Origin of the sequence: Croceitalea rosinachiae, assembly GCF_031846445.1 — a bacterium.
Taxonomy (GTDB): Bacteria; Bacteroidota; Bacteroidia; order Flavobacteriales; family Flavobacteriaceae; genus Croceitalea; species Croceitalea rosinachiae.
The window spans coordinates 702,417-717,411 of sequence record NZ_JAVRHR010000001.1 but is presented as its reverse complement, the minus strand read 5'-3'; the positions used below and the strand labels follow the sequence as shown (position 1 = coordinate 717,411).

The 14,995-nt window shown below is 36.9% G+C and carries 12 protein-coding genes; 2 read left to right on the top strand and 10 right to left on the bottom strand.

Annotated features, from left to right (window positions below; all coding sequences use genetic code 11):
- Positions 1 to 4 precede the first annotated feature (4 nt).
- From RM706_RS03290 to RM706_RS03260, 7 genes are all read right to left on the bottom strand, one after another.
- Positions 5 to 3,508: an efflux RND transporter permease subunit gene (locus RM706_RS03290; RefSeq protein WP_311349596.1), complete on the bottom strand. Its 3,504-nt coding sequence runs from the start codon at positions 3,506 to 3,508 to the stop codon at positions 5 to 7.
- Between the two features lie 3 nt (positions 3,509 to 3,511).
- Positions 3,512 to 4,702: an efflux RND transporter periplasmic adaptor subunit gene (locus RM706_RS03285; RefSeq protein ID WP_311349595.1), complete on the bottom strand. Its 1,191-nt coding sequence runs from the start codon at positions 4,700 to 4,702 to the stop codon at positions 3,512 to 3,514.
- A 22-nt stretch (positions 4,703 to 4,724) separates the two neighbouring features.
- On the bottom strand, positions 4,725 to 6,059 hold the full coding sequence (locus tag RM706_RS03280; protein WP_311349594.1) for a TolC family protein: 1,335 nt from the start codon (positions 6,057 to 6,059) through the stop codon (positions 4,725 to 4,727).
- Entirely contained in the window at positions 6,060 to 6,665 is a 606-nt protein-coding gene (locus RM706_RS03275; RefSeq protein ID WP_311349593.1) for a TetR/AcrR family transcriptional regulator, read from the bottom strand.
- A 77-nt stretch (positions 6,666 to 6,742) separates the two neighbouring features.
- Complete coding sequence (locus RM706_RS03270; RefSeq protein ID WP_311349592.1) at positions 6,743 to 6,892, bottom strand: hypothetical protein; 150 nt, start codon at positions 6,890 to 6,892, stop codon at positions 6,743 to 6,745.
- Positions 6,892 to 7,308 (bottom strand): hypothetical protein, encoded by a 417-nt coding sequence (locus RM706_RS03265; RefSeq protein WP_311349591.1) that lies wholly within the window; start codon positions 7,306 to 7,308, stop codon positions 6,892 to 6,894. The genes RM706_RS03270 and RM706_RS03265 overlap by 1 nt, the downstream gene beginning before the upstream one ends.
- Positions 7,309 to 7,319: 11 nt before the next feature.
- Positions 7,320 to 7,853: an RNA polymerase sigma factor gene (locus tag RM706_RS03260; RefSeq protein WP_311349590.1), complete on the bottom strand. Its 534-nt coding sequence runs from the start codon at positions 7,851 to 7,853 to the stop codon at positions 7,320 to 7,322.
- A gap of 132 nt (positions 7,854 to 7,985) precedes the next feature.
- Here RM706_RS03260 and RM706_RS03255 point away from each other — a divergent pair, with 132 nt between their 5' ends.
- The gene (locus tag RM706_RS03255) at positions 7,986 to 8,960 is read left to right on the top strand and encodes a polyprenyl synthetase family protein (RefSeq protein ID WP_311349589.1); all 975 of its coding nucleotides are present in this window, start codon (positions 7,986 to 7,988) and stop codon (positions 8,958 to 8,960) included.
- On the opposite strand, the gene RM706_RS03250 is transcribed toward RM706_RS03255, so the two are convergent.
- Entirely contained in the window at positions 8,957 to 10,096 is a 1,140-nt protein-coding gene (locus RM706_RS03250) for a lycopene cyclase family protein (protein WP_311349588.1), read from the bottom strand. The genes RM706_RS03255 and RM706_RS03250 overlap by 4 nt on opposite strands.
- A gap of 220 nt (positions 10,097 to 10,316) precedes the next feature.
- The gene (locus tag RM706_RS03245) at positions 10,317 to 11,882 is read right to left on the bottom strand and encodes a sulfatase (protein WP_311349587.1); all 1,566 of its coding nucleotides are present in this window, start codon (positions 11,880 to 11,882) and stop codon (positions 10,317 to 10,319) included.
- Between the two features lie 250 nt (positions 11,883 to 12,132).
- Here RM706_RS03245 and RM706_RS03240 point away from each other — a divergent pair, with 250 nt between their 5' ends.
- Complete coding sequence (locus RM706_RS03240; protein WP_311349586.1) at positions 12,133 to 13,692, top strand: aryl-sulfate sulfotransferase; 1,560 nt, start codon at positions 12,133 to 12,135, stop codon at positions 13,690 to 13,692.
- A 161-nt stretch (positions 13,693 to 13,853) separates the two neighbouring features.
- On the opposite strand, the gene RM706_RS03235 is transcribed toward RM706_RS03240, so the two are convergent.
- Positions 13,854 to 14,945 carry a 3-keto-alpha-glucoside-1,2-lyase-like domain-containing protein gene (locus RM706_RS03235; protein WP_311349585.1) on the bottom strand — a complete coding sequence of 364 codons (1,092 nt, stop codon included), beginning with the start codon at positions 14,943 to 14,945 and terminating at the stop codon, positions 13,854 to 13,856.
- Positions 14,946 to 14,995: the final 50 nt, after the last annotated feature.

Below are 14,995 nucleotides of genomic sequence, written 5' to 3'. Positions count from 1 at the left end.
ATTACTAAGCTGCAATGTTCATTTTTTCTTGTTCTTTCTTTGACTTGCTTTTATGACTGCCCCTTAATCGAATTTTTAATCGGTAAATGATATTAAAAAGTACCGGAACAATGATCAAGGTCAAGAAGGTGGCAACGATTAATCCAAAGATAACTGTCCATGCCAATGGACCCCAGAAAATTACGTTATCACCACCAACATAAATTTGTGGGTCAAATTGACCGAATAGACTGATAAAATTAATATTTAGGCCTGTGGCTAGCGGAATTAAGCCTAATACCGTAGTTATTGCAGTAAGTATAACAGGTCTTAACCTAGCCTTTCCTCCTTTAATAATTGATTCCGTGACTTCTTCACGGGTCAATAATTCATTATCTGAAATACCCAAGTTTACTTTTTTACGATCAATGAGTATTTGGGTGTAATCGAGTAGCACAACACCATTGTTAACTACAATTCCCGCCAAGGCGATGATGCCCATCATGGTCATCATAATCACAAAGGGCCATCCAGTAGCAACTAAACCACCGAATACCCCAATAAAGCTTAAAAATATGGCCATCATGATGATTGCTGGTTTTGAAATACCACCAAATTGAAAAACCAGTATAAGCATAATCAATCCTAATCCAGAAAAGAAAGCACCCATTAAAAATGCCTGTTGTTTTGCTTGTTCTTCCAATTCTCCGGTATAGTCGATTTTGACTCCAGCTGGCAACCCCTTGAAGTTTTCCATTTCTTTCTTGATCTGGTCAACAATAATATTGGCATTTCCACCAGGTTTTAACCCAGAATATACAGTTACCACTCGCTCACCATTAATGTGTTTTATCGCATTAAATGAAGAGGTGTTTTTTCGTGTTGCTACTGCCGAAATCGGAATCTCTTTGATTTTACCACTGGCCTGATCTCTAAAAATGATATTTTGATTAAAAAGGGCACTGGTATTATATCGCAAATCTTCATTAAAGCGAACATTGATATCATAATCTTCGCCATCTTTTTTGTAAACTCCCGCCTTATCACCAAATAAAGATCTTCGTAACTGTTGGCCAACTTGACCTACCGATACACCAAGCTCACCTGCTTTTTGACGGTCAACGGTAACCTCCATGCCTGGGCTGCTTTTGTTCACATCTACCTTTAAACCTTCCATACCATCAATGCTTTTTGAATTGATGAATATGCGCATTCGTTCTGCTACGTTAATAAGGGTATCATAGTTCTGACCAATGAGTTCCACATTCACAGGATAGCCTGCAGGTGGACCCACAGCATCTTTTTCAACAGAAATGGTAACCCCTGGATAGACATCGGCTAGATCATTTTGAATTCTAAGCCTCAATTTTTCAGTATCTAAACCTTGTCTGAACTTGAACTCTTGCATGGATAAGGTGATTTTACCACGATGTGGCATCTCTGCAGATGACCCCCCTTCTGTAAATGGGTTTTCTGCACCTTTGCCAACCTGTGAAACGCCTGTGTCTACCAATAAGTTCTCTCCATTTTTATAGTATTGCTCATCATCGATGATATCATAGACTCGCTGTTCAATATCTTTAGTAATAGCATTTGTTTTTTCGATATCGGTACCCTGAGGATACTCAATGTATACATAGACCTCTTTAGGAGTATTATCAGGAAAGAACTCAACCTTGGTTCTTTGACTCCCCACTGACCCACCAAAGCTCATAAATGCAGCAACGAGCAATAGCATTGTTACTCCAAAATACCAATACACGTTTCTACCTCTTAGGGCATGCGTCAATCGTTTCTCATACCAATTCTCTAAATTGACCAAGCTATTTTTCTGAAAACGTGTTGACCAAGGTTTTAAGGCGTATTTGTACAACCAGAAAAGGGCAGCCACGACAATCATTAAACTTCCTAATCCACGAACCGGACCGCCAACTATGACTATGAAAAGCCCGAATCCACCCAGTAATAGGGTAATGCGAATCAATTGCTTACGAGTTAAGTGCTTTTCACCAACCTCCATAAATTGTGATACCAACATGGAGTTCATGAAAATGGCTACGAACAATGAAGACCCAAGAACAACTGAAAGGGTGATAGGGAAATAAATCATAAACTCTCCCATAATACCCGGCCACATTCCTAGGGGTACAAAGGCTGCTACCGTAGTAGCTGTAGATATAATGATGGGTATGGCAATTTCACCAATACCTTTTTTGGCAGCTTCTTTACGAGACATCCCTTCTTGTTCCATAAGGCGATATACGTTTTCCACTACAACGACACCATTATCGACCAACATTCCGAGCCCCATGATCAATCCGAAAAGAATCATGGTGTTCAGCGTATAACCCAATGCCGATAATATCATAAACGACATGAACATGGACATTGGGATGGCAAAACCAACAAAAAGGGCATTTCTGAAGCCCAAAAAGAACATTAGAACCGTGACCACAAGTATAATCCCGAAAATGATGTTGTTCACCAAATCGTCTACTTGGTTTAAGGTAGTACTGCTACTGTCATTTGCGAAGGTTACTACCAAGTCTTCGGGTAAAAAGTCCTTTTGCGCATTGGCAACAATCTCCCTTATCTTTTCAGTGGCAATGACGTCATTCTTTCCAGATCTCTTTTTGATATCAAGCATGACGACACTTTCGCCCATTTCACGGGCATAGGTATTCTTGTCTTCTTCTTCGAAAGTTACTTTGGCAATGTCCCTTAGATAAACTGTTCCGTTTTCAGACTTGACGACAAAATTGTTAAGTTCAGAAGGCTTTTCAATTTCTCCCGTAATTCTGATGGTTCTTCGCTGTCCGCTAGTAATAAGGTTACCTGCTGACATGGTCATATTTCCGTTATCTATAGCTTGAATGACATCGGTAAAATTTATTTTTGCGGCCATCATTTTGTTGATATCAACGGCGACCTCAACTTCCTTCTCTTGTGCACCTCTAATATCAACTTGCTTGATTTCCTCTAAATTCTCAATCTCATCTTCAAGGTATTCCGCATAGTCTTTTAATTTTTCTACAGGATAATCCCCTTTTAAATTCACATTTAAAATTGGAAACGATTCTGCAAGGTTTAGGTCAAATACGTTGGGTTCAACTTTGGCACCATTAAACACGGGCCAATCTTCGCTGGCTTTTTCGGCATCTACTTCGTCTTTTACCTCTTGCTTAGCGGCTTCAACGGTTATATTTTCGTCAAATTCGATAACCACCATGGCGTAGTCTTCTTGAGATGTTGATGTCATCTCTACAAAACTGCTCACGTTTTTCAATCGCTCTTCAAGCGGGTCGGTAATCAAACGCTCCATATCCTCAGCGGTATTACCAGGGTATATGGTGCTTACATAAATTTTGGTTTCGACCGCTTCCGGAAACTCTTCTCTTGGCATTGCGAAATAAGAAGAGATTCCAATGAATAGGAAGATTGCAATCATCACATAGATGACCGATGGGTTATCTATTGCCCATGAGGATAATCGAAACTCTTTATCGGCATTCTTTTTAGCTTTTTCCATAACCTAGCTCTTAGCGTTATTTTCTGTATTGCGAACTCTAACTTTTTGATTATTACGAACACTTCGTGCTCCTTCGACGATAATATTATCTCCAACGCTTAATCCTGAAACAACTTCTACGTAATCACCTTGTGTCAACCCCAATTCTATGATAACTCTTTCAGCGGTGAGTTCATTGGCTGAATCATTTTGTTTGGTCAAATACACGTATTGTTCACCAGTTGCATTTTCAGAAACAACACTTTGGGGGATTAAAATGGCGTTTTCATTCGTGTAGTCATTAATTTTGGCGACTGCTGTTAGATTAGGTTTGATATTACCTTCTTTGTTCGGAACCGGGATTTCAACATTAAAAGCCCGATTACCGGGATTAATGAAATTTCCTGTCTGCCTGACTTTGGTTTGTATGGTACTTCCTAATACTGGCAAGAATACTTCCACATTTTTCCCCTTGGTAACATTTGCCAAATGGGCTTCAGGCACTTGAACCTCCACATACATGTCAGACAAATTAACTATGCGAAAGACTTCAGAACCTGGGCCGGGGCTTACAACAGTTCCTTGATCTTTGATAACATCATCAATGATACCTGAAAAAGGGGCACGAATAGTTGATTTGCCAACTTGGCTTTCCATCTGCTTTACAGCATTTGTCTGCGCCTCGTATTGTGTCTTGGCCTGTAAATATTGAATTTCAGAACCTATGTTTTGCTCCCATAATCTTTTTTGGCGTTCAAAGGTTGTCTTGGCTAATTCAGCTTGGGTTCGCATTTGTGCAAGTGTGCTTGAAAGTCCACCGTCATCAATAGCTGCCAAAACCTGGCCTTTTCTTACTTTTTGTCCCTCCTTTACATAAACACGATGCAATGTACCGCTCATTTCAGGATAGATAAGTACGTTCTGTTTGGTCATTACATCACCCTGAAGTTCTAAATAATGGTTAAACTTTTCTTCTTTTGTTTCATAGGTCGTAACCAATGGAAGTTTAGCGTTATCGTCTAGTAGAGCAATCGCTGAATCCAATTGCTTTACTTCATTGTCCAAAGCCTTTTGTTGTGCGGAAATTTCTGTTCTTTTAGCTCTTATCGCATCAATATCTTTATTAGCGATGAGTTCATCAATGGAAGAAGTTGACCCACCACCACAAGAGGCGACTATAATTGCCATTAGTAAGATTGATAGTACGTTTTTCATTTTTTGATATTTAGTTTTTTGATTATTGATTCAATATTACTTCTAAAGCGGTCTTCCTGTTAATTACATCAACCATGGACTGAAGGTATTCTTGTTGCGTGGCATAAAGCTGGGTTTGAGCCTGTTGTAACTCAAAGCTTGTGGCCAAACCTTCGGTATACTTTATTTGATTTTTATTTTCAATACGTTCCGCTAGTTTCAAATTTTGTTTGGACGTTTCATACTCTTCAATAGATAGGGTATAATCACTTTTGGCACTTTCTAGCTGTAACCGAATTTGTTCCTGCGCTTCGGTTAGTTGGGTCTTTGCTTTTTCATATGCTATTTTGGCACGTTGGGTACTGGCACTTCTGCCCAATGAGCTAAAAATAGGGATGCTCAGGTCCACGCCTAGTATGGACTGCTCAAACCATTGTTGTCCTGAACTTAGAAAATTAAAACTATCGCTAAAGGAATTCGCACCATAGTTGACAAAGGCGTTCAAAGATGGTAAAGCCCTACTTTTGGCTAGTTTTAGTTCAAAATAGCGTTGCTCATTAAGGTTTTGTGCCAACTTAAAATCTACATTATTTTCCATGACCAACTCGGATTCTAAGAGGCTAGGGTCGATTTTTGCTTGGGTAAGTTTATCTAGGTTCTCAGTCAAAATCGTATTGTTATCGATAGAGATACCCATGATAAGATTGAGCATTTGCAAAGTAATTTTTTCTAAACGCCTTGCATTTTTTAATTGATTTTCAATGGATGAAAGTGTGATTTGTAATTGGTCAACACTTTCTTCATCACCAAGGCCATTTTCAAATACTTTTTTGGTTTCGAAAAGGGTTTTTTCAAGATTCTCTTTATCCTTTTGTAATATTGAAGCACTTTCTTGTGCTAATAAAACATTGCCATAAGCTTCTACAACTGCTTTTCGGACCTCTAGATCAGTCTTTTCTTTATTGTTTTGACTATAGCTTAAAAAAGCTTTGGTAGCCTGTACCCCGACAATATAAGAGCCATCAAAAATTTGCTGCTTTAGAGTAGCCGAGGCATTTGCAGATTGTGGTTGACCAAAAACTACTTCAACAAAAGTGCCAGGAACACCATCTGGAAAGAATTCAGCAGGTATTTGAGAAACTGGCTGAATCAATTGATTTTGATAACTGACTGCTCCTGAGATTTGGGGTAAGCCGGTTGCTATGGTTTCCCACTTTTGTTTTTGTGCGTCTATAATATCCCTATTAGCATTGATTACGTTATAATTATGCTCAAGGGCAAAAGCTGTTGCCTCGTCAAGGCTAAAGCTGTTTTTTTCCTCTTGTGCTTGAGCTATTAATAAGAATAGCATAAAAGTTGATGCAATGATTGTTCGCATTTATTCTTGGTTTGAATTGATGATTTTGTTTAATATTTTTCGCCCTTCAGGTGTTACGATACCTCTAAGGTGATATTCTAAATAATTGTCCATAAGTTGGGTCATTGGAAATTTAGGCTGAGGGAAAATATCACCATCTTTTATGCTGGTAACCCCAGAGAAGTAAATACGTGCTACAAAATCAATATTGAGATTTTCACGATAAATACCAATTTCTATTCCTCGTTTTACATTATCGACTACACAGTCTTGCATCACCTCAAAATGTTTGTTTCGCATGGTTTGATGTAGCTTAGGGTAGTACTTTTGTAATTGATAAGAGGGCGATGACTTTTCATCTTTTAAGTGCATCATCACAAACCTCTTAATCTCGTAAAGCTCTTCAATAGGATTCTTTTTTAAAGAAATAATATGATCTATTCCGTCAGAGATGATACCGAACATATACATGGTAGATTCTTCTACCAGTTGGGTTTTGTTCTCAAAATGAGAGTAAATCGTTTTTTTTGAAATCGCCATCTTATTGGCCAAATCGTCCATAGTAACGCTTTTAAAACCAAGGTTTATGAAAAGTTCAGTAGCCCTATGTAAAATTTCTTCTTTCATCAATCAAGGGCAAATGTAAAATGGAAACTTTAAAAACAAAAAAAGTTTCCAAGGTTTTACATTTTTTTAACGAATGCTTAATTTTCACTTTTCCTATGATAAACATCAGCATTATGACGATTAATAAGATTCTTTTTGGACTGAACTGTTGTTTTATTTCCTAAACTCCAGAAAAAGGCTTTGTATTGATATCTGTGTTTTTTGAAATCATCCTTTTCGTCTGCCATTACTCCTTATTTTCATTTTCTCTACGTTGCAAATAATCTTGAAAAGCCTTTTCACCCTCTTGGTTCCAAAACTCATCATAGTGCTTCCATTCTGAAAAGTCTTTTCTGAGTGCACCGCATTTTTTTGAGTCCATCTTTCTTTTAGATTTTTTACTCTTGTTGCTAGGGCCATCGCCACTACCAAAACCAAAGATGATTTTTGCCAGAATAAGAATACCTACAGCTTGCCAGTAACCAACAATAGGAAGGCCGAAGAGTTCAGGCATTAGCCAATTCCAAAGTCGCATGACGATATAGCCAACCAAAAAAGCAATTCCAATTCCGAGTATGACAAAGAAGATGATTTTCACACCTTTTTTCACACCCTCTTCTACGTTTCGTTCAACACTTCTCTTAATACGTTCGTTATGTTCCATATTTTTTAATTTTAGTTATCTTTTGTTTCTAAACTTTTTAATAATAATGACATAGCTCGGTGTCTTCTTGACATCAAAGTACCTGGTGATATTCCTGTTTCTTCAGAGATTTCCCTATACGTATAACCTTCAAAATCAACCGCCAAAACAATATCTCTGTAAACGGGCTTCAAATTCATGACAGCAGTTTTTAAACTATCTTTTAAATGCTCTGGATAGTTGTTCTCTGACGAGTCATAAAACAATTCTGCAAAGTCTGTCCATAAGTCTTCAACTGCTTTTTCATCATAGATTCGTTCTTTTTTTACGCGCATGACATCAATAATCTTATTTCTGATGGCACTGTAGACAAAACCTCCAATATTGCTAATTGGTAGGGCATCAGTTGGTCTTGAGAATATCCGCAGTGCTACATCTTGAATGATATCTTCTGCATCACTTTCTGAAGTATGGTCTATTTTAGAGTGCACATACCTTTTGAGTGAATGATACTCTTCTTTAAAGAAGCTATTCAAGTTGTTATTTGGTTCTTTCTCTGAAACCATTTATGGTTTTTCTATCGGTCTTCATTAATAAAGACGATGATTTTTAAAGCTATTGCATTTTTCTTCAATGAATTTGACGTCAATAAATACTATTTGTAACAATGGGTGTATTTTTGGACAAAACAAAATTGCATGCACTCTATTGAGTTCTATAGAAACGAGTTCATTTCTCACCTAGAAAACAGTATTGTTAAAAAAGAACCTAATACTCTTTATGAGCCTATTGCTTATCTTCTTGGGTTAGGTGGAAAACGATTGCGACCAGTATTGACCTTACTGACCACAAACCTCTTTGAGGCCAATTATAAAGAGGCTTTAAATGCGGCGCTTGCAGTTGAAGTTTTTCATAATTTTTCGTTGATTCATGATGATATTATGGACGATGCTCCTTTGCGAAGAGGTATGATTACAGTACACGAAAAGTGGAATGTGAATACAGGTATTCTTTCGGGTGATGCTATGTTGATTCTTTCTTATCAGTTTCTTGAAGGTTATGAACCAAAAGTTTTTAAAGATCTTTCTAAATTATTCAATAAAACCGCTATAGAGGTTTGTGAAGGACAGCAATATGACGTAGATTTTGAAACAAGAGATGATGTTACCTTGCCTGAATATCTCAAAATGATTGAATTTAAGACATCCGTCTTGGTAGCTGCCGCTATGAAGATGGGGGCAATAATTGCTAAGACCACTTTAGAAAATCAAGATTTGATTTATGAATTTGGGAGAAATTTGGGCATTGCTTTTCAGCTTCAAGATGATTATCTAGATGCTTTTGGAGATCCTAAAACTTTTGGCAAACAAGTAGGAGGTGATATTATTGAGAATAAAAAGACCTTTTTGTATTTGCAGTCATTGAAAAAGGGTTCTGAGGAGCAACAAAAGCAATTGTTAGACTTATTTAGTATTCAACCCAAAAACCCTCTTTCTAAAATTGAAGCAATAAAGGCCATTTTTATTCAAAGTGGCGCTGCGGAAGCTACTAAAGCCGAAATCAAAAAGTATACAGATAAGGCCTTTAATGCCCTCAATAAAATAACGGTATCAAAAGAACACAAAGAAGTCTTGGTCACTTTTGGAAAAAAATTAATGAATAGGGATTCCTAAAATACTCTTTGAAACAAAGCTTTAATAAAAGGTAATGGTTTTGGAGCCATCATAATTTTGACATCTTCTAGAATAGAAGTTTCTTCATCCAAAAACTTGAATATTAATTTAGGGCTCCTTTTTTTAAAAAGTGATTCGAAAATAGACCGACCTAGTTTGTTATTTCTATGCAAAATGTCCAATAATAATAGGTCATAATACCAAAAACGATTTTTAGCACTAAAATCAATAGCATGTTTGCCTTTTGTTAAATGACCAATCAGTGCTTTTATATTTTTATTAGTTTTCATAAAAGTATATCCAGTGCTCGCCTTGGCCCAACCCCCTGCAGTGCCAATATTAAAAATATGCTCCGAATTGTGTTGCTGAAAATTATAGCAGGTCATGGGTATATTGCCCTTCTCAGTCTCTAAAATTGTGTAGTCACCGGAGTTTTTATCTTCTAGGTACAATTTTATGGCTTCCTCATATTCCGATTTATCAAGGGGTTTTTCAGAGAAGAGTGTATACTCTACCAGAGCCTTATTTTCAGAAAAAGGGAGCACATACATAAAACGGGTATTTTCTTTCTGCGGAATCGAAAAATCCATAAAAGTGGCTTCGTCCTTTTTAAAAATGGGACGCTCTGTATTTACGAACCAGCCCAAAAAATGTTGTTGAAGTATAGGATATTTTTGATCTTGCTTTAGATGCTCATAGCTGAAAACACTATTAAAAACTTGTAGGGTTTTATAGGTTTCTTTTTTAGTGATTACAACAGCATTTTTATCATTATCTTTTACAGACACCACCTCATCATTGATCAATGTGATATTGGAAAATTGCTCTAATTTGACTAGGTAATGATTATAAAAATCTATCCCTTGTACCATTTTGTATTGGTAAGGAGCGATTTCATAAGACTTTCGAAGTTCTTGTCCGGCAAAAGAGATTTTAGACCAAGTTTTGTGAAGAATCGATTCAAAATCTCCATCACCTTCTTCCCAAAAACACCAAGTACGGTCATTAGTTTTTTTTGTGGCCTTATCGATAATCAATATAGATTTTTTGGCAAAAAAGGCATTCTTTCCCATGGCATCGGCCAAAAGTAAACCTGAGGCGCCAGCACCGATAATGATGTAATCGTATTTGGGCATTTTCCAAAAATACGGAATAGTAAAATTAAGCACGCCTATATTAATGCATAATTAATAAAGCCGAAGCAATGGTAATTGTAGTGGGTTAATTTCTAACCGTTACCTTATTGTACATTCAATTACTTTTTGGATATCTGAAATTATTAAAGGGTTAGCACTAGAAGAGGTGGTTTTTTGAATACTTTGACAAAAAGTAAGTCATTAACTACAAATAAGGGCTTTATTTTGGTAGTGCACTAACCCAACCATTGACCATTTGGGCAGAAAGCTCTTGTTTAATTTGGTTTAAACTATCGCCTACTGCTATGTTAATTGTTTCGTAGGGGTCTTTTACCCGGTCATACAATTCGATATCTTTAAGTTCTCCTCTAATACCTTTTTTTGCATTCCAAGAATACCACTCTATATAATGATACTTGGCAGTGTTTATGGAGTACCCCATATAACGTTTCCCATCTGCGGATACTTTGGGCCTTCTATGAAATTGACTGAATGCTGCACTCTTCCAGTCTTGTTCTGGGTTTTCAAATAGTGGCACCAAACTCGTGCCTTGCATGTAGTTGGGGACTTCTATATCAACTAATTCACAAAGTGTGGGGAAAAGGTCTACTAACTCTGTAATGGCATAGCTGGAGATACCCTTATTTTTTTGCTCTGGGTGGCGAATGATTACAGGAACTTTAAGGTCAATATTATAATTGGTCATTTTGCCCCAGCTATTATGATCGCCCAACTTCCAACCATGGTCTCCCCAAACTACAATAATAGTGTTGTCATAAATGCCTATCTGCTTCATATACTCCACTAGCTGCCCCAAAAGGGCATCGATATAACTAACACTAGCATAGTAGCCCTGTCTTAATTTTTGTATAGTGTCCAAAGGCATTTCATAAGGCTGGGTAGGTTTCGGAAGATAGCTAAAGCCATCATAATGCCGTAATTCGTACATGGAATTCATAGACTGTAAGGGAGCATTTTTGGGGATGTTAGGATTGTTTGCCAATGGAATGTTTTTAGGGTCGTACAGATCCCAGTATTTTTTAGGAACCGCAAAAGGCAAATGTGGCCTAAAATAGCCAAGGCCCATATAAAAGGGTTTATCCATCTTAGCGAGTCTCGTCAATGTTTTTTTTGCCAGTTCGTTCTGGGCACCATCATAATAAAGAGTGTCATGTACATCTGCTGCTTCCCATGCAGGGCCAGTATTCCAACCATCTGCGTAACGAACGGGGCGTAATTTTAATAAGGAATCCCTTTTTAGAGCTTGTGAAGCATTTACTTTGGGACTAATGTAAAAGGTTTCGCCATCCCTTTTAAGCCAGTCTTTCTTTAAATAGCGAGATGGCCTTAGATCAGGTTCATCCCATGAAACGGAGTCTGGCATGTAATTATGAAATATCTTGCCAATGTTCACGGTATGGTAACCATGTTTTGAAAAGTACTGGGGCATAGTAACCGCATTGGGGTTAATTTCTCGGAATTTATCCCCTAAATGCCAAACTCGTGTAGAATCTGGCCTCACACCGGTCATTAAACTTGCACGGGATGGCGCACAAACCGCAGCTTGGCAGAAAGCCTCCCTAAATGTAATTCCCTCTGCCGCCAAAGCATCAATATTGGGAGAATGTACAATAGTATCGCCATATACCCCTAGAGTTGGCTTTAAGTCGTCAATGGAAACAAAAAGAACGTTGTACTTTTTTTTTGGTTTTTCTTTTGGGGTACATCCAAAAATCAGAATTAAGGTTAGACAAGTTATAAAGGCTTTAAAATGGGTGGTTTTCATACAGGTTAAATTTTGTTTGTTGTTCTTTTCATAAGTTCTTTTGGTGACAAAACCAATCGATATTGTTTACTGCCGCGCTTCATGTACGACACCTCCGAAGCAGCACATTAAGGTGCCAGCACCGACAATGCTATATTTATATATGGGCTTTTCCCAAAACTAAGGAATAGTGAACTGTGAAAGGGTATAACTTTTGAGGGTGTTTAAATTTAGTTTGGTAACTTAAAGGTTTGATAATTATTCAATTGCTATGAAAACTAAATTTTTGAGAATTTTCCTTCTTTTGCTATTATTTGTGTATGCCTGCTCCAATGATGATTCTACTGAAAATCCAGACCCTACGCCCGACATTGATTCTGAGATCATAGAAACCATGTCTTTACAACTAAACCCCTCTGGTTATGCTCCTTTAACCGCTCTTTTAAGTATAGAAACTTCAGAAGAAGTTGGTGTGGAGATTACAGTTATAGGTAAACAGAGTGCTGTCTCCTCAATTACAAAGCGTTTTGCCCAAAGGGGAACCTCTTTTGAATTGAATGTCTTAGGCTTATATGCTAATTTTGAGAATACGGTTGAGGTAAAAATTTTAGATGGGTCTAGCGCTATATTAGAAACGCAAGAACTAAAAATTGAAACCGCACCGCTTATTGCTGACCTACCGCAGGTTTCTATTGATGTACCTTCGAACTCATCTTCTCCTGAATTTAATTTTGTAAACTACTTTGGCTTTAGCCAAAACTTTAGACCGCAACGCCCTTTTATGTTTGATCAGTTTGGTGAGATTAGATGGTATTTGAATTTTGTAACACATCCGCAACTCAATAATTTGTTTTATGACAATGGAATGACACGTTTACAAAATGGAAACCTATTAACGGGTGATGGTTTCACAGGTAATATTCATGAAATCGATATGATGGGGAACCTCATAAATACTTGGAGTCTACAGGGGAACGGTTTTCACCATCACGTTATTGAAAAACCAAACGGAAATCTTTTAGTCACCATCAATGATGTTAGTAAAGCTACCGTCGAAGATGTCATCATAGAAATTGATAGGGCAACTGGCGAATTTTCGAATACATGGGATTTAAATAACTCTTTGGACAATGGGCGACGCGCCTGGCCAACAGATTTAGCTGATTTAAATTTTGATTGGTTTCACGCCAATGCTATAGAGTATAGTGCCTCAGATGAAGAAATTATAGTTTCAGGTAGAACACAAGGCATTGTGAAATTGAATACTCAAAATGAAGTCAGCTATATTTTAGCACCCCATAAAGATTGGAACACTTCGGGAACTGGAGTTGACCTTACGCAATTTTTACTAACTCCGATGGATGCCCAAGATCAAGAAATTATAGATACTGATGTTTTAATGGGCAATACCAATCACCCTGATTTTGAGTGGTCGTGGTACCAACATTCACCTATACTAATGCCTAATGGAAACTTGATGGTCTTTGATAATGGTGACAATAGAAACTATACTAATTTTGGTCCCTATAGTAGGGCTGTAGAATATGAAATTGATGAAATCAACAAGACTATAAAACAAGTATGGTCATATGGTAAAGAAAGAGGTGAAGAAACATATGCTAGAATTGTATCAAAAGTGAGTTATGTATCAGAAAATAATTCCATTCTTTTTACTCCTGGTTCTGCAGTAAATAATGGTTCAGCAGCGGGTAAAGTTGTTGAGGTTGATTATTCAAGCAAAGAAGTAATTTTTGAAGCCACAATTGTACCGCCAAGCTCGGTCTTTAACATTAGCTTTCACAATGTTTTACGAATGTCGTTATATGATTGATGAAAAGTGTTATTCTCTGAAGAAATGAACTATGGCGACAGACGAGTTAATAAAAACTGTCTATTGCCTTCATCTTAATTGTTTATAAACTCTTCAATATCGTACTTACCTTTATTAAGTTTATAACTTAGCTTTATTATTTAAACTCATATTACCTATATCTAGCGTTGCAAAACGTATGATTCGAGTTTAGCCATTAACCCCCAACCGTTTGCTTTATCTATAACCACACAGTGTATTCTATTAATACCTTTTTTGAGTGGTAGGTATAATTTGTTGGTATTGATACCCATATGTCCCGTGTATTGCATTCCTTTGGCTCTAAAAGAATTGTTTCCCTCAAAATAAATTTTACCATTTAGATAAACAATTATTTTATCACTATAATCAAAAGAAAAAAGTTTTGTTTCTTCCTCATTGGTATGAATAGTAGTGGAAGCGACAATAAAGTCATCTGTATTCTGTTCAAAATTACCAGAAGAAGTCTTTTTTACGTATTTAGAAATTGGTAAAAGTCCTGATATTTCAGTTTCAACTGTCATGAATTTCTCATTTGAGAACTTTTCAAAATCTAGTTCTTCCGCTTTATAAGGGTTTGCTTTTGTGATTTCCCATTTCTTAATAATAGAGGGGTCAGAAAGAGTATCGGGGTCTGACCCGGTCTTATCTACAACATCTTTGGGGGTAACTCTAAAGTTTGAAAACCTATTGGAAAATAAAGCAAAAAGTCCAATTTCTCCTGTGTGATGCCCAGTTCTTAAGTTGTCAATAGTCATTGTTTTTTGGTTGTTCACAAAAACCTCGACACTTTTATTATTAACTTCAATTCGAAGGGTATTCCACCCTTTGTTTTTAAAGGTAACCTGAGCCTGATATTCGCGATATAGTTGCCAGTTTGATTCATTATTGAAGATAGGAGTGTATTGAATGGCGTCTACCTGAGCGGACTTGTGCATTCTCATATACACTTCTTCCATATCATCATTTTGTTTTCTAAAAGTGATTCCGGCAAAACTTCTAGCAAAATTGGCATATATATCTACTTCGATAGTTCCGTTTGTAAATTGTAGATTCCTGACCGTAGCTCTCTTGCCTTTTAAAAGAAGTGTCTTTTTATTATCAAAATTTTCGAATATGGCGTTTTCAGGTATGATCCAGTTAGAATCAAGCATATCAATTTTCACTAACGAATCTTGCCCAAAAACTATTTGAAAGCTAAATATTGCAATAATTGAATAAAGAATTTTTGTCATGATTTTTTATTTCCAAATATCTACAGTCTTCAATTATACTACGATATCAT